The organism is Burkholderia sp. NFPP32, from assembly GCF_900119325.1.
GTDB classification, from domain to species: Bacteria; Pseudomonadota; Gammaproteobacteria; order Burkholderiales; family Burkholderiaceae; genus Burkholderia; species Burkholderia pyrrocinia_C.
Genome location: NZ_FPJP01000043.1, coordinates 1 through 21,715, shown reverse-complemented (window position 1 = coordinate 21,715; position 21,715 = coordinate 1). Strand labels below are relative to the sequence as shown.

Here is a 21,715-nt window from a genome sequence, read left to right as displayed (position 1 = left end):
GGCTACAAGGGTGTCGCCGTCGAGGGCGTGAAGATCTACCACCCGGGATTGCGGCGCGGTATCACGCGAGGGCTGCGCGCGATGATTCGCAGGCGAAGCGCGATCGAGCCTGCCATCGGTCACATGAAGGCGGACGGCAAACTTGATCGGAACTGGCTCAAAGGCGCGCTCGGCGATGCGATGCACGCGGTGCTGTGCGGCGCCGGCCACAACCTGAGAATGATCCTCAGGAAGCTGAGGCTTTTTTACGCCCTTGTTCTGATCGCTTTGCTCAACCGCTCGACGGCTACCGTCGTCGCGACATAACAGCCAGCGTCGCACAAAACGAATTATTCAGGCCCGACTACCTAACGAGCTTCGCCAAATATTTTTTAAAATATACTCCCTCACATGCTCTGCATCTTTAGAATTCGAGTATTTATCCGGATCCAGAATCTGGCGAAAAACATTTGATATACGGTGATCGACTTCTGCTCCGAGATTGTTCATGGATTCGGCATTGTTTTCCATCCGCGTAGTTTACCGAACAATTCGGCCGCCTGGCTTTTCCCGCCCCCGGACAAGCTCGACAATAAATCAAGCATGCCATCATGCTGCGCATCGATCGCCCATTTCACCTGCGACAAAAGCCCGATTATCTTTATGGATTTCGACAGGGAAAGCTTATCCTTCACTAAAGCCTGAATATCCCTAACCGCATATTGCACCGAGATCGAGTGGCCCGTGAGCTCCTTGATGGCGCAATCGCGCGGAACGTCCCATCATAGATTTACTTAATACATCGGGCGAGCGAAGGCAATCTGGAGTCAAATGTTGCTCGACACGCGGGCGCAGCGACTTTTCCAATGCCCGTTGCGCATCCGCCGTCCGGGGATAGTAGGGGTGGTCCGCATTGAGTTTTTTTTCAATCATGCGCGTGGCGGCACTCACTGCCACTTTGGTGAGGACCGCGGCGCCTGAGCCGGCAGCCGGCCCCGATCGCCGTTCCCGCACCTGGAGCGACCAGCGAGCCGACCACCCCGCCTACCGCGAGCCCCGCAGCATTGACGAGCCCGAGGCCGATAAACCATCGGCCCTGTCGGCACGACAACTTGGCTTCGACCTCACGATCTGGCGTTAAATCTTTACCGGTGACCAATGCCGGAGACTGGCTGGCACCCGGCTCGTTTCGATGGCCAACCAACGCCTCGGCGTTACTTCTCTTCGCAAGGTGCCTCAGGGTAGGCGCCATGACATCGCGTTGAGCGTTCGATATGAGGAACCGGATTCGTACCCGAACTATTCTCGTTCGCAGCGTCGTTTCCCGAAGATCCATGGCCATTCGAGAGCGGCATGCGGGGGTTGCGATCTTCGATACCATTCATGATTGCTCCAGCGTCAATAGTTGACGATTTCTTTTATAAAAGCGTTACTCCTCGTGTGCTTGGATAGACCAGCAAAAGGCATCCGATGGACACCTCATTGCAATCCGCGTCATCCGCCGCGCAGGCGACGAGACCGCTGATCGGCGTTTCCGTAATGCACTGTACTTGAGTGGTTTGACTTGTATTCGAATTGACGCGTCACTTATCACCGGAATGCGAAACCACACGCGACGCGAACGGTGAAATTGGGACGAGGTTGGCAAGCGGCATGGCGCTCGCGCGGGGAGCGCGAGGCGCGCGGGAACGAGCCGCGGGCAATTTTTGCTGACTCGGATCGCCACGTCGCTCGAACTTGAGGAAGCGCTGACGCCGGGGCGGCCCGGACGCCAGATGGGACTTCGGAGCAGACGCGTTATCGCGGAAAGAAACAGCATGCGGGCGCTGTACAGCCCGCATGGATGATTGTCGTTACCGGGTCGTGGCATGCCCAGCAGATGCGCGGTCCGGCTCGTCACGCGCGCCTCCCGCGATGGCCGGATAGAGAACACCGGCAATCGCGGCGCCGATCATCGGCGCGAGCCAGAACAGCCACAATTGGTCAACCGCCGCGCCGCCGGCAAAGAGTGCCGGCCCCGTCGAGCGCGCCGGATTGACCGAGGTGTTCGTCACCGGAATCGAGATCAGATGGATCAGCGTGAGGCACAACCCGATGGCGATCGGCGCGAAGCCTGCCGGTGCGCGCCTGTCGGTCGACCCCAGAATCACGAACAGGAAGATGGCGCTCATCACCACTTCGCAGATGAACGCCGCCATCAGCGAATAGTGGCCTGGCGAACGGTCGCCATAACCATTGCTGGCAAAGCCGCTGGCGACCAGGTCGAAACCCGGCTTGCCGGTTGCGATCAGCGACAGCACGAACGCACCGAGCACCGCGCCAACGACTTGCGCGGCGATGTATGGCGCGACATCCCGCCTCGGAAAGCGACCAGCCACGGTCAGCCCGACGGTAACGGCCGGATTCAAGTGGCAACCGGAGATGTGACCGATTGCATAGGCCATGGTAAGAACGGTCAGCCCGAACGCGAGCGACACGCCCACGAAACCAATGCCCAGGCCGTGATTCGCGCCGGCGAAGCTGGCAGCGAGGACGGCGCTGCCGCACCCGCCGAGCACAAGCCAGAAAGTGCCGAGCAGTTCGGCGGCGAGGCGATTCGATAACTTCATGATAGGTCGCTCTAACAGTGTCAAGTTGCGTATGGCGGCATCGGATAGTTTCAACACACACCTTCGAGCGCAAGAGCATACACAGACGCAACGACGTGGAATTTCAATAATATTCAACTTGAACGAATACACCGTCGCGGGTCCCACCATTACCGGGAGCCGAGCACGTCCCGCGCCACTTTCCGTGGTGCACAAACAAAACGGGACCGATTATCGGGTCTCGTTCGCAAGCTCCTTCAGCAGGCGATTCACTGCTAGTGACGGCCTTTCAGGCAATCGCCCCGCCGGGACGATCCTGCCCGCCCCGGAGTGGAACACGAGTCGGACATCCCTGTTTCCAGTTGCCTGTCAAGATCACGTACGCGCTGCTGTGCCGCTCGCAGTTGCTGCCGGGCCGCCACGTTCTCCGCCTGGAGCGCGGCAGCTTGAGCCCGCGCCTGTTCTTGCTGGGAAGCCACGATCGCTTGTTGCCGGCGTGCATTGTCAAGATCGGCCTGAAGCGCATTCGCACGCTCCTGCGCCAGCGCGACCATCCGCTCGGTCTGTGCCTTCTCCGCATCGAGCGTTGCACGACGAATTTCGATTGCCGCGAGCCGTTCGGTCTGACCCGCGAAATCCTTGTAGATCATGCCAGCACGCATATCGTCCTGCGTCTTGACGACCCGCCAGAAATGTTTCTGCTGGAACAACGCGACGTAGTAGGTCGTTTCCTTGCCGTAGTAAAGCAAGCTCGCGCCATAACTGCCGTTGTAGGTCGTGCGGAGTTCCTGTAAATCGGTACCGGCCATCATCCGCTGCAGCTCCGCGACATTGCCAGCCGCCGATTGCTGCGCCTCGTCGGCTGTCAACGATGCAGACGGCTCCGGTGGCAGTGCCGGCGACACCAGCTGCGCGCCCCCGGAAGACGTAGCCACCCGCGGATTCGGCGCGACAGACGGGCCGGCGAAGGCGCCCCTCACATTATCCACGGCGGCGGCGGCACTGTCCGGCAGCGGTTGCGCCTGCGAGGTCTGCGCCACTCCGGTCGAGCACAGCGCGATCAGTGCCATGCGTCGAAGCTTCCACTTATTGAACATGCCGTCAACTCCAGAGGTGTCTTGGAAAGATTTTCATTGCACTTGAAGTTCGCCAATCGTAAACAACGTGATTCAGACCGAAAATCCGCTGGGCGCATTCGCCCGGCAAGTGGCCGACATCGAAAACGCATTTCTGCCACGACGACAACGACAACGACAACGACAACGACAACGACAACGACAACGACGAGCGTAATATAGCCGCTAGCAGCTATATTATGTATCACAAAATATCGGACAGCCTAGAAAGACAACGGCTGCGAGCACCCTGTCGCGAAGGCGTCCCTACCGAAGCTTACACGCGCTTCAAACGAGAACGACATCCTCCGCGGCAAGGGGTTTGCCCCGCGCAGCGCAACCTGACGCACCGCAACAATCAGCAGAGGCAACAGCATGGCAAAGCGACCTTTTCGCCCGTTACAAAAACTATTGACCCCCGCCAAATCGGTCGCACGCTTGCAGGCGCGGCTGCTGGAACTCGCAGCCGATTTTCGTGCCGCGCTCGCCAAGGGCGATTATGCGACAGGACGAACCCTGGCCGAGCAAGCGCTACACGAAACGCCCAGCAATATGGCCATTCTCAGCGACTACGCACTTTGCCTCATGCGCACCGGCGAGCGAGAGCAAGCCTACCAAGTGTACATGCGAATCTACAATAGCCCGCCCGATCGACAGAAGCAGGCATCATCGACCTGGCTGGATGGCCTTGCCGAGGTATGCGGATGGCTGGACAAGCGCGACGAACTGCGCAAGTTCGGCAATGAGTCGCTGACGCGGGCGGATGCCGCGTTTCGCAACGGCCGCCAATGGCCACTCCCAGATGGTTCTCCACCCGCATTCGAGCCGGCGCGTCCCGAGCAAAATGTCATCTCGTACAGCCTGTTCGGCGCGGATCCTCGTTATTGCGAAAGTGCGGTGGCGAACATACATGCGGCGGCCGAATTATTTAGTGGATGGACCTGCCGCATCTATCTCGATGACAGTGTGCCGCTGCATGTCCAGCAACGACTGCGCGACGGTGGCGCGGATCTGGTCCAGATGAAACGCGATGCCGGCGACGCGATCCCCCCCGTGATGTGGCGATTCCTGGTCATGGAGGATCCTGACGTGTCAAGATTTCTGATACGCGACGCCGATGCGCTCTTGTCCGAGCGCGAGGTACCTGCTGTACAACAATGGTTGGAAAGTGATCGCTGGTTTCATCACATGCGGGACTATTTCACGCATACCGAACTAATGCTGGCGGGAATGTGGGGAGGCTGTACCGGTGTGTTTCCCGATATAGCCACGCTGATCAGGCAATATGTTCACGATTACACGGGGCCCGCTCGCTTCGTTGACCAATATTTCCTCCGCACGACCTTTTGGCCAACCGTCCGCAATAGTGTTCTGAGTCACGACGAGCTATTCGACTTCCACGGTGCGCTCGTCTTTCCCAGTCACCCGCCGATTCGCTGGCGGACGGCGAAATTTCACGTCGGCAGCAATGCCAGCTTTCAGCGCATTACTGGCCAAAGCGGATTGCCCGACGGCGCCACCGAATCCGTGCAGCTATCGCGTGGTGAAGCGGGACCGTGGACATACCCCGCCATCGTCCGCGGCGGGCAATGGGAACTGAACCTGCCGTTCTTTTTAGTGGACGAGTTATCGGAAGGCCGGCTGCGCGTTGAATGCGGCGGCGGCCGGTAGTTTGAAGCGCCGTCCCGCCCTCAATGAGCATGAAACCGCCTTCGTCGACCGTGACCTGAGGCGGAATTTTGTGACCAATCAGGCAGTGAGTCTCGCGTCGATACTATCGGAATCCAACCAGCCTCGACGGACCGTGGCCGGAGGTTGATAGCGATGCGCGCTATGGGGTCGACGCTCGTTGTAGAACTGCCGCCAGCGTTCGATGGACACCCTGGCCTCGGCACGGCTGCGGAACCATTCCCGATTCAGCAATTCGTCACGCAGCTTGCCGTTGAAGCTCTCGACAAACCCGTTTTGCCACGGATTACCCGGCGCGATGAAGGCCGGACCGATTGCGGTATCCCTGAGCCAGCGCATGACCTTGGCAGCGGTAAATTCGGCACCGTTGTCAGACCGAACGAACGCTGGATTGCCGTACAGCCGCATCAGTCGCGACAGCGTCAGGATGACATCCTGCGACCGCAGGCTGGCACCGACTTCGATCGCCAGGCACTCGCGGGTATATTCATCGATCACGCAAAGCATCTTCAACGCTCGCCCATCGACCAGTTGGTCGTGCACGAAGTCGTAGCTCCAGACCGAATTCGGTTGTGTCGCACCGGGCAAGCGAATGTCGTTGCCACAACGACGACGGCGAGGCCGCCGCCGCGGAATGTTGAGCTGCAAGGCTCGCCACATTCGCCGAACGCGCGATTCGCCCAACGCAAGCTAGGCCGACATCCGCCGGTAGCCGAAGCGCGGCACCTCCTGTTCAGCCGCAATCAGTCGCTCGCCCAGACTCTGATCCTTCTCCGGTAGCTTGAGCGTATAGGTTGCCACCCGGCGACTCAGCCCGAGATAGCAACATGCCTTGCGTTGTGATGGCCCCCGCCGGGGCAGGGCTTCCAGCGCTTCGCGCCGGCCCGTTGGGGTGCTCATTTTTTTCGGCTGAATTCTTTCAGGCCGTCGATGACCAGCAATTGCTCGGCAATCAGGCGCTTGAGCCGCTCGGTAATCCTCCCGTCCAGTAAGCGCGATCGGAAGTAGAATTTCCAGCAAAGGGAGTTCTACGCAATGAAGAAGTCGAAGTTCACGGATAGCCAGATCATGGAAGCGCTCAAGCGGGGGGAAGCTGGTGTGGCGGTGCCGGAGATTTGTCGGGAGCTGGGCATCAGCACGGCGACCTTCTACAACTGGCGCGGCAAGCACGGCGGGATGGACGTGCCGCTGATGGCCAAGATGAAGGAGCTGGAAGCGGAGAACGCGCGACTGCGCAAGATGTACGTCGAAGAGAAGCTCAAGGCGGAGATCGTCGCGGAAGCGCTAGCAAAAAAAGACTGAGGCCATCTACGCGCCGCGAGATGGCCAGAGAAGCAGTAGCGAGCCGGGGTGTATCGATCTGGCTTGCATGCGAGGCATTTGGCATAAGCCAGACGTGCTGCCGCTATGAGCGGCAGCGCAGTGCGGAGAACGAGCAGATTGCCGACTGGCTGCTACGGCTGACCGACAATCATCGCAACTGGGGCTTTGGGCTGTGTTTCCTGTACCTGCGCAACGTGAAGGGCTTCGGCTGGAACCATAAGCGCGTGTACCGGATTTACCGGGAACTGGAGTTGAACCTGCGCATCAAGCCGCGCAAGCGGCTCGTACGGCAGGCGCCGGAGCCGTTGATCGTGCCGGCGTCGGTGAATGCGGTGTGGTCGATGGATTTTATGCACGACCAGTTGAAGGATGGTCGAAGTATCCGGCTGTTCAACGTGATCGACGACTTCAACCGCGAAGCATTGGGAATCGAGATCGACTTCTCGTTGCCCTCCGCGTGCGTCATCCGGGCCCTGGAGCAGATCATCGGCTGGCGGGGAAGGCCGTTGGCGATACGGTGCGATAACGGCCCGGAGTACCTGAGCGAGGCGATCACGCAATGGGCTGCCAGGCATGGCATCGCGTTGAACTACATCCAGCCGGGCAAGCCGCAGCAGAACGCCTACGTCGAGCGATTCAATCGGACGGCGCGCTATGAATGGCTGTCTCCGTACTACTGGGACGACCTCGCGCACGTGCAGCACTTCGCGACCGAATGGATGTGGCAATACAATCACGAGCGCCCTAACATGGGCCTGGGCGGCATGACGCCGAAACAGCGGCTCATGGCCGCAGCATAGTCTCTACTTCTGTCTCGCGTTAAAAGCGGGGGGGATTACCAATGATACGATTTGTGTTTAGGCCGGTGCGCCACATGTCGTGGAAATGCGAAACATCACGGGGCAAGAAAGGCAGGATCGCAAAGCTCTTCAAAGCCTTGCGAGAGGCCTCCATGTGGGCTCCAGTCGGAAGGCAGGCAGTCGACACATATTTACGGCGCCCCGCAATCACTCATAAAGTGTGATCCTGGATTTTCACATGCCTGGGGTACGGGGTGAATCGACGATTCGCAATGCCGGTTGGACTATCGACAGCGGTGAGCGTCGCGAACGCTCAGACGGAAAACACCATCAAATCGACACTACTTGGAACTTGCGACCGCGATCAACGCAGCAGTCGCCTCTCCAGAAAGACAAAATTCGATTACTCGAGGAACCGGGCCGACTGGAAAGCCACCGAACGATTTTATGACATACGATAAACACGAAATCCTGGAAACCGAGTATCGGCAACTCGGATTCCGATAATGTCATTCTCATCACGCCCCCTATTGCAGTTCGCGAGAGATTACACCTGCTGCACCCGATTCGTGCAATGCAGGCGCGCGAATTAGCGTGCCGACGAAAGTTCCATTCCTGTTCAGTGGCACGGCACCGCATCGCGGCAGCACCAATCGGCCTGCACCGGCTGCAATCGCGATGGCTGATCGCCTTGCTGCCACATTCGCCTGCGTCGTTACCTATCTGGCGTGACTATCGGCCGCGTGACGAACGAGGTGTGCCCAACTGATGGCGCGCCTGGCTCCTTTCCCGGCAACAGCTCACACTCGCGTGGCAGGCAGACGATCCGCCCGCATCTTGCCTGGCCCACCTCCACCCAGAAGGCATCCATACAATCCGAAGCTGAATTCCCTCAATCTCGCAGAACGGTCAATTTTTACAATTTCCTTCCATTCAGAAGAATAGTTTACAAGATCGTTCACCAATCGTATCGCACGCAAAATTCAATTGACTTTCATGATCAATTCAATATAAATTTAATGTAATGATTATGAAAGGTTATGAGACAATGATAATAATGACTCTTCGCTTTGCTGGTCGAGGATGCATTGCAATTGCCATGCTTGCATGCATATCCACTACCGCGTGGGGCAATCCTCCGGCGAGCGACGAAAAACAGGCCAGAATGCCACGCGTACCGCAAAGCATGCCGCTCTCACCGCAACAGGCTGCATACAACCTGCCGGTCAGCCAGCAGGATCGCGGTGTGCTATCGATGTCACATCCTCGCCAGATGCCAACGCGCAACAAACACGATGCCGAGAGCACCGGCTGTCGCGATATCGATGCGCTGACGCGATTCAATGGCGTCGCGCTTGCCGATCATATCGCAAACCTACCCGATTACGAGTGTCATTACGGTTTGTTTTCGGCTGGCAGGCCGGCGGCAACGAAGATCTTCAATGCCGAAAACATGCATGCCATGGCCAGCCGCTTCACACAGGAACTCCATCGCTACGATGCCAGCAATCTGACATTGGTCAATTTGCTGATTTTCTTACGATCGGCCTATTACCAGTACGAGACGAACGGTCTCGTCGACCCGATTCCAGGATTGGTCGTTTCGTTGCGGCCGTACATTCGACGCAGTCTCGAGAGCGACGCGTTGTATCGGGAAAATACCCGCGCGCCGAGCACCGCAAACGAGCTCATGAAGTTAGTCACGAACATGCGGGACGAGGCCTATTACTTACCGGCTCTCAAGCAGCGCGTGATCGCGTATACGGCAAGCTCGTCGAATCCGAACGCGGCGGCGGCGCTGTTGCAGCCGAGCACTTCTGGAGCATTTACTGGCCTACTGACGATTTTTTTCTATGCCCATCATCGCGTCGACGGGCGCAAGGCCCTGGAAACCGACGCATCGTTTCCCGATACGCTCGAGCGCTTCGTCACCGCGAATCGCGCGATCCTCTCGAATACGAGCGCGGCATATCAACTGGCGGATACGGCACGCGAAGCCTACCGGTTCCTGCGCTATCCGCTACAGCGTCCGCGCATCAAGCCCATGATTCAGCGGATGCTCGCATCGACTACCATGACTGGAGCCGACAGCGATCTGTGGCTCGCGGCGGCGGAAGCCGTGAAGTACGGCGATCGCGACAATTGCGCGGAATACGGTGTGTGCGACTACAGAAACGCGCTCACAGCGGCGGTGCTGACACAGCGCCACGCGTGCAACGCGCGCGTGCGCATTCTTGCGCAGGACATGACGCCCGATGAAATGCACTCCATTTGCGCAGCGGTCGCACGGCACGAGACCGATTTCCACCGAATGCTGCAAACCGCTCGAAAACCCGTACCCGGCGATCGCAACACGACGATCGAACTAGTCGTTTTCGACAATTACACGAACTATCGAAAATATGCATCGGTCATTTACGGCATCAATACCGATAACGGTGGCATGTATCTCGAAGGCAACCCGTCCGTGAATGACAATCAAGCCCGCTTCATTGCTCACGAAGCCTCATGGCTGAGACCGCAATTCAAGGTCTGGAATCTCGAACACGAGTTCACCCATTACCTTGATGGCCGCTACAACCTGGCGGGAGATTATGCCGAGAGCACGACAACACCCACGGTCTGGTGGATAGAAGGCCTTGCGGAGTATCTGTCGAAGGGAAACGACAATCCAGAATCGATCGAAGCGGTGCGCGCCGGCACCTACCGTTTCTCCGATGTCCTGGGAACACGCTATACGTCGAGCGACTATGTGACGCGCGCTTACCGTTGGGGCTATATGGCGGTGCGTTTCATGTTCGAACGTCACCGCGACGACATCAATGCGATCGTGTCGCGGTTCCGTGCTGGCGATTACGACGGTTACGAAAATTACCTTGCCCGCATCGCCCACCATTACGATCAGGAATTCATCGAGTGGGCACGGTATGCGACGGCCACCGGAGAATTGCCGTTCCCTTACCCGACGCACTGACCTATCCCCTGGCATTCTGCCCTCTCAAAAGGTCTATCGAATAATGAATGGCACTTCTCATGCGCGTACCATACGCTGTCCGAATCGCATTCGTTTCATAGCTTCATTTGGCATGCTGGGCATCATGACCGCCCCGGCGCTCGCCAGCGAATTTCCGCAATCCCACGAACTCCCGACGCCAACCGGCAACATGACGCTATCACCTTCCGGCCCATACATCAGCTCGAGTGCCATGCCCGAACCACCGGCCACGCCGTACCTCGCCGACCAAGGATCCGATACATATACCTATTTGCGTTGTTGGTATCGCATCAGCGACAATCCGCTAAAACCCCGGGGTACGTACATATGGGCTCGGAATCCGGGTAACGGCGACTGGTATCGTGTCCCAGGCTACTGGTGGGCGGACGGCATTACGCATTGGAAAAACATGTTCTATAGCGCGACGTCTCAGGAGATGCTTCTCGATGTGTGCCGCAAGACGCTCGATTCGCACGGTATCCAGCGAGACGTCACACAGGCGCTCGCCGCCAATAATCAGTTCTCGTTCAACTACACCGTTTGGACGTTCGACAGCTCCCAACAAGACCACAGAATCAACAAACTGATTGTATTCGGCGACAGCCTCTCGGACACCCAGAACATGTTCAACGCGAGCCAATGGAAGCTACCGAACGATTCCAGTTGGCATATGGGGCGATTCAGCGACGGCCCGGTCTGGGTCGAGTATCTCGCCAAGACTCTCGACTTGCCAATGTATAACTGGGCAATAGGAGGCGCGGCAACCGATCAATATCTGGTCGTGCCAGGCCTCCTGCAGCAGGTGAAATCCTGGTGGGAATACATGGACCGTGCCCCGGACTATCGCCCGGAAAACACGCTGTTCACGGTCCTCACGGGCGGCAATGACCTGGTGAACTATAGGCGCTCACCCAAGCAAGCGGCACGCGCCGTAAGCGACAGTCTCAACAAGCTCGCCCAGTCAGGGGCGAAGCATATCGTTCTACTGAATTTACCGGACGTATCCAGGGCACCGGTGTTCAGCACGCGGAACGACGCCGCACGCGTAGCGAGAGAGGTCAGGATGTTCAACGAGCTTCTCATCGGGGTCGTCGCCGAACTGCGCGCCTACTATGGGGCAACGCTCAATGTCGAGATCTTCGACGCATACGCGCTATTTGACGATTTGATGACGAATCCGGAGCGCTACGGATTCGACGATGCCACACATTCGTGCCTCGATATCCGCAACCCCACCTCGCTTTCCTATATCCGATCCCAAACGCCACGCGCCGATTGCCGGGATCCCGGACGCTTCGTCTTCTGGGACACACTACATCCAAGCACTCGCACGCACGCATGGCTGGCGCTGAAACTGGCTAAACACATCCGCGAATTCGTCAAACATTAACGTGCTCGGGCGTCGTGTGGCACTGCGCACGCGACGCCCGATGCCGTGATGCAGTCAATTCCCGATGTTTCAGCACGGTCTGCGGCGTTCTGGATCGTATCGAGCAATCGATCAATTCCCGCCGACTATGCTCATTGCGCTGCTATAACCAGCCTTGAGCCATACTTTATTGGCGGCAATATTTTTGGAATCGAAACTGATCGTGCCTGCCGAGCGCACACCGATTCGCACGTACTCCGCATACTGGCTGTTCAACCTGATCGCAAGCTCCGTCGCCCATACCTTCGCGTCGGAATTTCGCGTCGTGATCGGATAGTGCAAGTCGACAACCTCCGCACCACGCGCGCCACCACCCATTACGCGAAATCGTACTTGTTGGTAAGCCGCCGGTTGCATTTCCGACCCGGGATACGCTCCATTCTCGACCCATGGAAATCCCGAGCTTCCTTCATCGGGAGCGATTGTCACATCGCTGCAATTGAAGAATCCCTCATTCCCTGCATCTTTGCGCTGCCAATAGCTATAGATAACGGCATCGCCAGTTCGTCCCGGCGGAATCGGCACGCTCAAGTGATAGAACGTGCCGATCGTTCCAGGCAGATGTCCGCCTCCGTTCGCCGGCGTCGGCTCCGGCGCGTCCTGGTCGTAGATCGTCTGCAGATCCTCCCAACGCAATGACGCCCGGGCCGGGACATATGACGGTTTGCTGATGTATATCCGCATCCTCGCCGGATTGTGATACTGAGTATTCTCCCAGATCACATCGATCCGCCCGTTTCTCGGAACGACCCGCGTCTTTCGCCAGTTCGTCGCCGTGTCGAGCCCCCTCTTTTCCCTGTCACCACCCGCGCAGAGCAGCCCGTCGGGAACCGCTTTCATCAGATCCGCGACATTCTCGCCTTGTCCGACAGGGTTGGCGGAGACCTCATTCCATTGCTGAAACGGATACGGCGAGTTCCCAGCTGCCACGTATGCAGCACGGCAATCGTCATGCTTGATTCCTCCTGCTCCATTCCAGTAATCCTCGGACAACCGGCATTCATACTGCCGCGCAATCGGAAAACCAACCGCACCATGCGCCGCGGCTTCGTGAAGTGGCATCAGCATCGTGCCAATCAGTGGAAGAAGATGTGCGCCTGCTTTCACCCCCGTTCTCAATCTAGCGAAACGACCACGCACAGTCATGAAATTTAAATAACGCATTTCCCAATCTCCTTATACGAAACAATTTCCGGAAAAACACCAAGGAAAAATACTCGCCACTTCGATTTTAATCTGGATATTCCATGAAAAATCCATACCATTTCGCATGTTTCTCCGATCATGTACGTACCGGCATTGATGGAATCAGAATATCGAAAACCGCAACACACCACCCCGCTACATCGAATACGTCACCACCATACGGAGCTTCCTAATTGCAGTCTCCAACAGGAAGCAACAAGATTCATATCCGAAACCGGCTTGCAACAAATTATTCAATCACATATCCAAAAAATAGACAAACAAATATCACCCCACCCACCACTCTAAACAATCACAACCTCAATTTAATTTACAACCAATTATTGATCAATTCACCCAAAAATCATTCTCAGAAAGCTCAATTGTTTCGACATCAGGATGACCACATCATTTCCATAGAACGAACAACCAACAATCGATCAATAGCCTCGTCAATATAATTAAATAGTTCACGTCACAATTTAGAGCATCATCGCGATGCCACATCAATCCTCCTGACGCATAATCGCCTCATTGCTTCCATGCAGAGCTCCGCAGGTTCAAAACGTACATCTCAACATTACTTGCAGCCACAACCCTATGACCAGACCAGTCGAGCATTCCGACGACCTTGCCTTGCTTCCGGACATAAACGTCAACGTTCGTCGCGGCACGGCGCATGACGCTCCTGCGCTTGCGGATTTGTTCAGGTCGACCTATGGCGACAGTACTCACCCATGCCAGAATCCTGCCTATATCCGCGACGCCATCGCCCAGCAAAATGACCATTGGTATATCGCACAAGTCGCCGATCGCATCGTTGGTTGCTTAAGCGTGATCCATCACACGTGTAACCGGGCGACGGAATTTGGTTACGCCGCCGTCGATCGCGACCAGCACCGCACTGGCATAATTTCAACCTTGCTGTCGATCGGGCTTACCAACCTTCAGTCCCGGCCGGCCGGACTCGTATTCGCCGTCATGCGTTCGACGGTCGCGTACAAGGCATTTTCGAAATCAGTCCCCTCGGTACTGGTTGGCCACGACGGAGGACCGAACACGGCTCACGGTGTCCGCGAGCACCACCTCACAGCGATCCACCCGCCTCTCGAGACCCGTTCGTTCGTTCACGTCTCTCCTCGTCATATGACGTATCGAAGATCTCGATTCATCCAGGAACAGCTCTATGCGCCGCTCGGGCTGCACCATCGGCCCGGCCCCTATCCGCCCCAGTTCTTTTCCGGCGACGCGTCCTTGATCGATCTTTCCGCGAAAGGTAGCCGCGCCGAACCGACCAACGCCGTCGGATGCTGCCGTCGTACTGCTCTCGACACGCTCAGTCAAGATGACGTCGCAAGCGATGTGCGCACATTCATCGCACATAATCAGAGCGTTGGATATCTGAAACAAATCGTGCTCGCGGACAAGATCCGCCTGATCCGGGCAATGCTCCAGATGGGCTTCGATATCACGGCCTATCTGCCGGCGTGGCACTGGCACAACGGCATGCGCTACGACTGTGTAATGCTCGTCAAGTGCACCTTCAATGCGCCCAATCGAAACGGCTTCGATGCCGAAATTTCTGCATTCGACGATGCGTATCGGCAGATCGCCATCGAGTTGCTCGCCTGACCTTATCGACAAATTCGATGCGAGCGGCATCATATGCTCACTCACGACATTAACGCGGGTTTCAACATGACAAAAGACGAATGGCTCGAAATGAGCTCGCAGCTGCCACGCGATACCCAAGGCATCCGGACCGTTTCGCTATGGTTTGCCGATCTGGCGATACTCGGTGCGGCCTGGCGATTGTGGATCGCAGCGCCCCTGATCGCCAAGCCTCTCGCGTGGATGCTTGCAATGGTCGCGCTGATCCAGCTCTACCTGATCATGCATGAGGCGATTCACACGAGCGTCTGCAGGCATCGGCTACTCAACGACGCGATCGGCCATTTTTGCGGATGGGTGATCGGGTTGCCTTTCCTGCCAAGACGACGAAGCCATCTCGCGCACCATGCATGGACCGCGCACCCCATCCGGGATCCGGAGAACAAAGGGATGATCGAAAAATTCTCGGTGATGTCCGAGAAGGAAGCTGGCAAACTCGAGTTCGCGTGGCGACACTGGATTCCGATGATGGCGTTCAACCATTTCATCCGTCATTGGCTCCTCTCATTCGAGCGGAAAAGAAACGGCCCGCGTTCCATGCAGTCGAAGCGGGAACGTCGCTTCGCTTCGTTGTATCTTGTTGGCTATCTGTCCGTGTACCTTCTGGCCGTCATGCATCACGTTGCGCTCAATCTCATCCTGTTCGCCGCGCCACTCTGGATCGCGATGCTGATCGCGATTGAGCTATTAAACCTGCCGCACCACGCCGAAATTCCGCTCCTCCCCGTCGACGCACAACGCCCGCCCCTATGGGAACAAGACGTGGTGTCGCACAGTTGCGGCTCGTTGCCAGTTTGGTCGACCTATATCATTCTCAACTTCAATCTTCATGTCGCACACCACGCATTTCCGTGGCTCTCGTGGCATCAGTTGGGGCGCGCCCAGGACCTGCTGGCAGCCCATGACCGGAGTACCCGGCAAATGAACGAGTGGTCGTTCTCACTGATCAATCGGCGCCGCCCCCTGTTGCACCTGATGGGGCATTATTTCGACAAAAGACACGGCGCCGATACGACAAATGTTTCGAATAACAGCGTGTGAACGCTGCAATTCTGGAGCATTCTGTTCATATTGAAGACCGGAATTCACTGGCACGATCCTCCGGTGGAAATGAGTGGTGACTCGAGCAAACTGCCGAGCGGCAGGATAAGAACGCGAACATTACCGAGTAACGACGTTTGGAACATCGACCTGCGAAACCCAGGTTTCTGGAAAAACAGATCTCGTTGACGAACCAGGAAGTCCCGCATCCTGCCATTCCGGGATCGTCACTGTTCGATTCAACAAACTCCGGATCACGCGTTCCATCCAAATTAGAAGAATTATTCTTACAAATACATTACACAATACACTCATCTCTGATATTTATTTGTACTTCCAATATTTTATCAAGAAGGAAATATGAGTACCATTCCCAAGCCCCTGATACTCGCGCTCCGGTTCACGATTCTATGCTCCCTTGTGTCACCCGCTGCAGGCGGTTCGAAAATGGGTCTGAACCAGGATCAACTCAAGCAGGTGGGATTGGTCCGCGGAGAGCGCATGCCCCCGGTCCTAATGGACAAGATCGACGGCCAGTACCGGCATGATGGCGTGGCCATGATGCTGAGTGCGCCCGCATTCCGGGCAAAGCTAGCTGACAACATATCCATGGCCCGCGAATTCGTCCTTACCCGTGCCCGGCAACTGGGGCTTTCCGATACCGATGCCACCAATCTCATCGTCACAGCTCAACGAGAAGACGGCGACTTCGCCATCGTTCGCTTTCAACAGCAAGTCAGCGGCTTTCCCGTATATGGGAGCAACATTGCTGTCACGGTTGCGTCAGATGGGCAAATTCTGTATGTCGCAAACGACACGGTTCCAGCAGCAAAAACAGTTTCGACCAAATTGTTCGCAGTGGACCAGCAACAAGCGTTGGATCGCACGCGATCCTACCTGGGCAGTAGCGCTTTTAGCCATACCGATACTCGGCAGATCGCATTTGTCGACGCAACTGGCACGCATGCAGCATGGCAAATACGCGCGGTTGCGCAAGATGGCCCCAAAGGCGATTGGGAGGTAGTGATCGACGCAGCCAGCGGAGAAGTACTACGTGCCGTGGATAGATCGTTGGGTCTAAAGGGAAGAGGTCTTATTTTCAATCCAGATCCACTATCGCCGACCAGAAGCAGCTATGGTTCCTCAGGCTATCAGGACGATAACGACGCAAGTAGCCCACAGTTGCACGCAGCTCAATTCCCAGCCATATTCCCGCTATCTCTATCCAAAGGCCTTTATAAGCTTTCCGGACCTTACGCAACATGCATTGATTTTGAAACGCCTCGCGACAACGCATGCCCAGTCTCCACGGAGAAGTCTTTATATTTTGATCGATCGAACAAGTATTTTGAGGCCGTCAATGCCTACTATCATCTGAACAGCTATTTGCATTACGTAAATAAAGCTCTCGGAATCCAGGCAATGCCATACCAATACTCCGGCGGGGTTCAATATGATCCGCATGGACTCGACGGCGCAGACAACTCGCATTACATGCCATCGATCGGCAAACTTGCGTTTGGCCAGGGCGGAGTTGATGACGCGGAAGATGCGGACGTCGTTATCCATGAGCTAGGTCATGGCTTGCACGACTGGCTGACAAACGGAAACCTGTCGCAAATAGAAGGGCTATCCGAAGGCGTTGGAGATTATCTGGCTGCAGGCTATAGCCGCGATTTCCAACAATGGAGCAGTACCGATGTCCAATACAACTGGGTCATGAACTGGGATGGCCACAATGAATTCTGGTCTGGCCGCACTACCAATTGGCACATCGGTCGCACCTACCCGACCAGCGTACGCAGCTCATCGATTCATCAAGCCGGTCAATATTGGGCCTCATGCAATCTGGTTGCTCGTGACGCGATTGGTGGAAAAGCGATGGACAAGGCATTTCTAAAAGGCATTTCGATGACCAATGCATCCAGCAATCAGAAAGCAGCAGCACAGGCAGTTGTTATTGCAGCTGTTAAAATGGGGTATAGCAAATTCCAGATTGAATCGATCGCGAATGCATACAACAATAGCTGTACATATGATGTAAGCATTCCGATGTCGTCAACATAACACGGCCGCATCTGGCGATTGCCGATGGATCAGCAATCGCCACAACCAATACTCTCGTCCCGCGGAACACTGCAATCGCCTGTTTTTCATTCCCGGTGTAACACGAGCGCGATCAAACCGGCGCATTCGCTTCGATCGTGTTCGCATACCCACGTGATCGCCATTCAGGTTCCACAACGAACGATATCCGCACAACCTCCGATCAATCGATACCGAGCAGATTCAGGAATCGTTTCGCTGGCGCCGGAAGCTGCTCCCTCCTGACCGCTACGCCAAGCTCCCATTTTTGCTTACTTGCAGCAACAAATCGCAAGCGCAATCCCGCAATTGACAGTTTGACCGCCGATGCTGGCATAAGCGAAACACCCAGCCCCGCTGTAACCAAAGCCTGAACCGAATAAAACTCGCTGGCTTCCTGAACCAGATTCGGACGAACTCCATAGCGTTCGAACAGGTCCATGGCTGCTTTATGAAAATCAGGGGCTCTATCACGGGCGATCAAGACAAACGGCTGATCGTAAAGTGTCTTCATCGAAACCATGCGATCCGCCATCGGGAAGTCGCGTGGCAAGACAAACACCGGATAATCCGCCGCCAATGGGTATTGCAGCAACGTCTTGTCCTTCGTCAGTCGCATAAACGCGATATCGAGCGAGCCATCCGCGAGCCCCCTGGCCTGATCGGCAGAAGACAGATCCTCAAGTCGAATCCGGACATCAGGATACTGGTGCCGAAAACGCAGTACCGACGTGGTAACCACGTTGATCGCCCAGAATCCGAATCCGATACGCAGTTCGCCCACTTCTCCGGTGGCAATCTGACGCCCGCGCTCGAGAAGGGCATCGTGCTGCTCCACGAACTGCCGCGCTTCGACCGTGAAGATTCGGCCAAGCTCGGTCAGCTGAGCGCCCCTCCGCCCTCTGGAAAACAACAGCCCTCCGATTTCCTCTTCGAGCCTGTTGATCTGCCGACTGAGCGCTGGTTGGGAGAGATTCAGGACAACCGCCGCCCTGCCGAAATTCGAAGTCGCCGCAAGCACGAGAAAGGAACGAAGCAGAGAGATTTCCATGCGCACAACGTATCACAGCACCCCAAAAATGTCATTGGACACATGATTATCAACGAAGTCTAATTCGCTCCAGTCCAGTTTCCGACGGAGAGCCATCTGGCAAATTGAATGAAAAACATCCTGACAGCGACAGGCTGGGCGCTCGGAACGATTGAATCCAGCGCCGACGGCATCATCGCGGGCATCGATGCAGAACCTTGCGATTCTCCCATTCCGGGCCAGGGGTACGTCTTACCCGGGTTCATCGACCTGCACGTCCACGGTGCTGGCGGTTTCGATTTCATGGATGGCAAGGACGCCGCAGATGTGATCGCCGCGACACACGCGAGGACGGGGACGACCGCCTTTCTTGCGACAACCATGACGGCGCCAGAAGACGAGCTTCGCAGGGCAACGGCCGCGCTTGGGGCGGTGGAACGCAAGATCCGCCCGCTCCAATGCGCAAGGTTGCTCGGCGTACATCTGGAAGGACCGTTCCTCAGCCCTGATAAGTTGGGTGCCCAGCCGCCGCACGCGCGACCAGCGATTCTGGCGGAAATTGAAGAACTTCTCGGTCTCGCCACCGTCCGATTGGTTACGCTCGCGCCGGAAATCGAAGGGCATCTCGAAACCATCCGAACGCTCGTCCAGCGGGGAGTCCGGGTCCAGCTGGGGCATTCGAAGGGGACCTATGAACAAGGAATCGCCGCCCTTCAATGCGGCGCGAGCGGGTTCGCGCATCTGTTCAATGCCATGAGCGCCCTGCATCATCGCGCTCCGGGACTGGTCGGAACGGCTTTGGCTCACGCCGAGTACGCCGAGCTGATTCCCGATCTGCTCCACGTACACCCCGCAGCTGTCAGGGCAGCCTTCCGCGCTATCCCGAAGCTCTACTGCGTCACTGACTCATGTTCAGCCGTCGGCATGCCCGCAGGCGAGTACTCGCTGGGGACACAGCGCGTATTTAAACAACATGGCCTTTCCGGAGTTCGACTATCAAATGGCACTCTGGCCGCAAGCACGCTGACGATGGATCAGGCATTGAGAAATCTCGTGTCTCTCGGCATGCCTGTCCGCGATGCGTCGCACCGCGTTTCCAGATATCCGGCGGACTTCCTTGGGTTACAGGATCGGGGGCGCCTCGTGTCGGGCGCATGGGCCGACTACGTCGTTCTCGACCCAAAATTGAATATCGAGGAAGTCTGGATTGAAGGCCGTTCGATAGATATCTGATCCTGAAATTCACGGGTTGAATCCGCAACATTAAGCTGACGTCACTCTCATCCCTGACTGTATCTCGCCATAAGCAGGGCGGCCTCAAATCTGAACTGCAACACTCTCGCCATCCGGTAATGTCCGAGAATGGCAAAGAGAACGTATCAACAACTACAACCTGAAGAACATATGCGAATCGACTTCTGGCGAGACGAAGGCTTGAGCGTGCAAGCGATCGCCCGCAAGCTCAACCGCTCGCCGTCGACCGTGAGCCGGGAGCTTGCACGCAACGCGCAGTCCAACGGACTGTACTGCCCGCGTCTGGCCCAAGCGTGCCGCAACACTCGGCGGCAAGCCGCTCGGCCGACGCAGAAGCTCGCCCCCGACTCGGTTCTCTGGGATGTCGTGTGTCAGCTTCTGCGCGAGCGCCAGTGGTCGCCGCAGGAGATCGCGGCTACCCTGAAACGCACCTTTCCCGACGATCCGAGCCTGAACGTGTCTCACGAAACGATTTATAACGCCATCTATGCTCAGCCTCGCGGCGAGTTGCGCCGCGAACTGATTGCCTGTCTGCGCCAGCACCGCAACAAACGCCTGCCGCGATCGCGCGGCACTGATCGGCGTAGCGCGATTGCCGACATGATCAGCATCCATGTGCGGTCGCCTGAGATCGACGATCGTCTGATGCCCGGCCACTGGGAGGGCGACCTCATCAAGGGGGCAGGCAACAAGTCGTCGGTGGCCGTGCTCGTCGAACGCATGAGCCGCGCCGTGCTGCTGGCCAAGATGCCCGATGCGACAGCCGCGTCGGCGCTGGCCGCCTTCACGACCAAATTGCAATCGCTCGTCAAACCACTGCGCCAGACGCTGACCTACGATCAGGGGCGCGAGATGGCTCGGCATGCCGAACTGAGTGCTGCGACCAACGTGCGTGTCTACTTCTGCGATCCGCATAGCCCTTGGCAGCGCGGCACGTGCGAAAACACCAACGGCCTGCTGCGCCAGTACTTGCCCAAGGGCTCGGATCTGTCCGTCTACTCTCAAGACGACCTCGATGCGTTTGCTGAGAACCTCAACACACGACCGCGTGCCACACTGAACTGGCACACGCCTTTGCAAATCCTTGCTCAGGTCCTGGCTAACCCCACGGATAGCGTTCCTGTTCAGTAACCTGCGAGGTGTTGCACTTCGTCCTTGAAACCGCCAATCCATGGAAATTCCACTAAGGAAACACTGATTAATAGGCCATCCCGCAAGGTTGTCGATGGCACTGGTGCGGAATTTGCGGATGCGGAAGTGAAGCGCCGCCAACTCGGTTGAATTTGACCCGGATGTGCACCTCATTTCTCGCATCCTTCACCCACATGACGGACTGCTCCCATGAACCGAGCGCAACCGGTTTCGCGCGATCACCAGGTTCGCCAAGGCGAACAGACTGAACAGTTGCGCCGTGTTCTTGAGCAGTCCCTTGTAGCGCACCTTGCGATGACGGAACAGGTTCTTGACGATATGAAACGGATGCTCGACTCGCGCGCGGATTTGCGCCTTGGTTCGCTCAAGCGCGATCACC

General features: G+C 56.8%; 15 protein-coding genes and 2 pseudogenes. 10 read left to right on the top strand and 7 right to left on the bottom strand.

The window, feature by feature from the left end; genetic code table 11:
* A pseudogene (locus tag BT264_RS35970) lies at positions 1-306 on the top strand (IS5/IS1182 family transposase); the annotation flags it as partial.
* Positions 307-485: 179 nt separating this feature from the next.
* Here BT264_RS35970 and BT264_RS38875 read toward each other — a convergent pair.
* From BT264_RS38875 to BT264_RS35955, 3 genes are all read right to left on the bottom strand, one after another.
* Complete coding sequence (locus BT264_RS38875) at positions 486-674, bottom strand: hypothetical protein (RefSeq protein ID WP_143155834.1); 189 nt, start codon at positions 672-674, stop codon at positions 486-488.
* A gap of 1,158 nt (positions 675-1,832) precedes the next feature.
* A complete protein-coding gene (aqpZ, locus tag BT264_RS35960) occupies positions 1,833-2,588 on the bottom strand; it encodes an aquaporin Z (RefSeq protein ID WP_072445343.1) in 756 nt (251 codons plus the stop codon).
* A gap of 254 nt (positions 2,589-2,842) precedes the next feature.
* Entirely contained in the window at positions 2,843-3,664 is an 822-nt protein-coding gene (locus tag BT264_RS35955; protein WP_072445342.1) for a DUF2968 domain-containing protein, read from the bottom strand.
* 393 nt (positions 3,665-4,057) lie between these two features.
* Here BT264_RS35955 and BT264_RS35950 point away from each other — a divergent pair, with 393 nt between their 5' ends.
* Positions 4,058-5,353: a tetratricopeptide repeat protein gene (locus BT264_RS35950; RefSeq protein WP_072445341.1), complete on the top strand. Its 1,296-nt coding sequence runs from the start codon at positions 4,058-4,060 to the stop codon at positions 5,351-5,353.
* A 78-nt stretch (positions 5,354-5,431) separates the two neighbouring features.
* On the opposite strand, the pseudogene BT264_RS35945 reads toward BT264_RS35950, so the two are convergent.
* Positions 5,432-6,342, bottom strand: a pseudogene (locus tag BT264_RS35945) (IS3 family transposase); the annotation flags it as partial.
* Between the two features lie 64 nt (positions 6,343-6,406).
* Here BT264_RS35945 and BT264_RS35935 point away from each other — a divergent pair.
* The 3 genes from BT264_RS35935 to BT264_RS35925 all read left to right on the top strand — a co-directional run bounded on the left by BT264_RS35935 (position 6,407) and on the right by BT264_RS35925 (position 11,879).
* Positions 6,407-7,494 (top strand): IS3 family transposase gene (locus BT264_RS35935; RefSeq protein ID WP_110281471.1). Its coding sequence is split into 2 segments (ribosomal slippage): positions 6,407-6,668 and positions 6,668-7,494, totalling 1,089 coding nucleotides; the frame shifts between segments, so codons are not numbered across the junction.
* A gap of 1,057 nt (positions 7,495-8,551) precedes the next feature.
* Positions 8,552-10,468 carry a collagenase gene (locus BT264_RS35930; RefSeq protein ID WP_371287144.1) on the top strand — a complete coding sequence of 639 codons (1,917 nt, stop codon included), beginning with the start codon at positions 8,552-8,554 and terminating at the stop codon, positions 10,466-10,468.
* 112 nt (positions 10,469-10,580) lie between these two features.
* Positions 10,581-11,879: an SGNH/GDSL hydrolase family protein gene (locus tag BT264_RS35925; RefSeq protein ID WP_177318452.1), complete on the top strand. Its 1,299-nt coding sequence runs from the start codon at positions 10,581-10,583 to the stop codon at positions 11,877-11,879.
* A 111-nt stretch (positions 11,880-11,990) separates the two neighbouring features.
* Here BT264_RS35925 and BT264_RS35920 read toward each other — a convergent pair whose 3' ends face one another.
* The gene (locus tag BT264_RS35920) at positions 11,991-13,082 is read right to left on the bottom strand and encodes a lytic polysaccharide monooxygenase (protein ID WP_083534398.1); all 1,092 of its coding nucleotides are present in this window, start codon (positions 13,080-13,082) and stop codon (positions 11,991-11,993) included.
* Positions 13,083-13,703: 621 nt separating this feature from the next.
* On the opposite strand from BT264_RS35920, the gene BT264_RS38870 reads away from it, so the two are divergent.
* From BT264_RS38870 to BT264_RS35900, 3 genes are all read left to right on the top strand, one after another.
* A complete protein-coding gene (locus BT264_RS38870; RefSeq protein ID WP_143155833.1) occupies positions 13,704-14,735 on the top strand; it encodes a GNAT family protein in 1,032 nt (343 codons plus the stop codon).
* 66 nt (positions 14,736-14,801) lie between these two features.
* Entirely contained in the window at positions 14,802-15,815 is a 1,014-nt protein-coding gene (locus tag BT264_RS35905) for a fatty acid desaturase family protein (protein ID WP_072445345.1), read from the top strand.
* 360 nt (positions 15,816-16,175) lie between these two features.
* Positions 16,176-17,882: a M36 family metallopeptidase gene (locus tag BT264_RS35900; RefSeq protein ID WP_072445334.1), complete on the top strand. Its 1,707-nt coding sequence runs from the start codon at positions 16,176-16,178 to the stop codon at positions 17,880-17,882.
* Between the two features lie 202 nt (positions 17,883-18,084).
* Here the strand turns inward: BT264_RS35900 and BT264_RS35895 are convergent, their stop codons facing one another.
* Positions 18,085-18,951: a LysR family transcriptional regulator gene (locus tag BT264_RS35895; protein WP_072445333.1), complete on the bottom strand. Its 867-nt coding sequence runs from the start codon at positions 18,949-18,951 to the stop codon at positions 18,085-18,087.
* A gap of 108 nt (positions 18,952-19,059) precedes the next feature.
* On the opposite strand from BT264_RS35895, the gene nagA reads away from it, so the two are divergent.
* Together nagA and BT264_RS35885 are read left to right on the top strand one after the other, a co-directional pair.
* Positions 19,060-20,163: an N-acetylglucosamine-6-phosphate deacetylase gene (gene nagA, locus BT264_RS35890; RefSeq protein WP_072445332.1), complete on the top strand. Its 1,104-nt coding sequence runs from the start codon at positions 19,060-19,062 to the stop codon at positions 20,161-20,163.
* 129 nt (positions 20,164-20,292) lie between these two features.
* Positions 20,293-21,315: an IS30 family transposase gene (locus BT264_RS35885; RefSeq protein WP_072445331.1), complete on the top strand. Its 1,023-nt coding sequence runs from the start codon at positions 20,293-20,295 to the stop codon at positions 21,313-21,315.
* A gap of 186 nt (positions 21,316-21,501) precedes the next feature.
* Here the strand turns inward: BT264_RS35885 and BT264_RS35880 are convergent.
* Positions 21,502-21,715: transposase (locus BT264_RS35880; protein WP_143156765.1), on the bottom strand; the 214-nt coding region annotated here is incomplete at its 5' end.

Excerpts from the sequence above, each read along its gene's own strand:
- BT264_RS38870 (WP_143155833.1), top strand. The coding sequence starts at position 13,704 with ATGACCAGACCAGTCGAGCATTCCGACGACCTTGCCTTGCTTCCGGAC.
- BT264_RS35950 (WP_072445341.1), top strand. The coding sequence starts at position 4,058 with ATGGCAAAGCGACCTTTTCGCCCGTTACAAAAACTATTGACCCCCGCC.
- aqpZ (WP_072445343.1), bottom strand. The coding sequence starts at position 2,588 with ATGAAGTTATCGAATCGCCTCGCCGCCGAACTGCTCGGCACTTTCTGG.
- BT264_RS35905 (WP_072445345.1), top strand. The coding sequence starts at position 14,802 with ATGACAAAAGACGAATGGCTCGAAATGAGCTCGCAGCTGCCACGCGAT.
- nagA (WP_072445332.1), top strand. The coding sequence starts at position 19,060 with ATGAAAAACATCCTGACAGCGACAGGCTGGGCGCTCGGAACGATTGAA.
- BT264_RS35920 (WP_083534398.1), bottom strand. The coding sequence starts at position 13,082 with ATGCGTTATTTAAATTTCATGACTGTGCGTGGTCGTTTCGCTAGATTG.
- BT264_RS35885 (WP_072445331.1), top strand. The coding sequence starts at position 20,293 with ATGGCAAAGAGAACGTATCAACAACTACAACCTGAAGAACATATGCGA.
- BT264_RS35955 (WP_072445342.1), bottom strand. The coding sequence starts at position 3,664 with ATGTTCAATAAGTGGAAGCTTCGACGCATGGCACTGATCGCGCTGTGC.
- BT264_RS35925 (WP_177318452.1), top strand. The coding sequence starts at position 10,581 with ATGCTGGGCATCATGACCGCCCCGGCGCTCGCCAGCGAATTTCCGCAA.
- BT264_RS35895 (WP_072445333.1), bottom strand. The coding sequence starts at position 18,951 with ATGGAAATCTCTCTGCTTCGTTCCTTTCTCGTGCTTGCGGCGACTTCG.
- BT264_RS35900 (WP_072445334.1), top strand. The coding sequence starts at position 16,176 with ATGAGTACCATTCCCAAGCCCCTGATACTCGCGCTCCGGTTCACGATT.
- BT264_RS35930 (WP_371287144.1), top strand. The coding sequence starts at position 8,552 with ATGACTCTTCGCTTTGCTGGTCGAGGATGCATTGCAATTGCCATGCTT.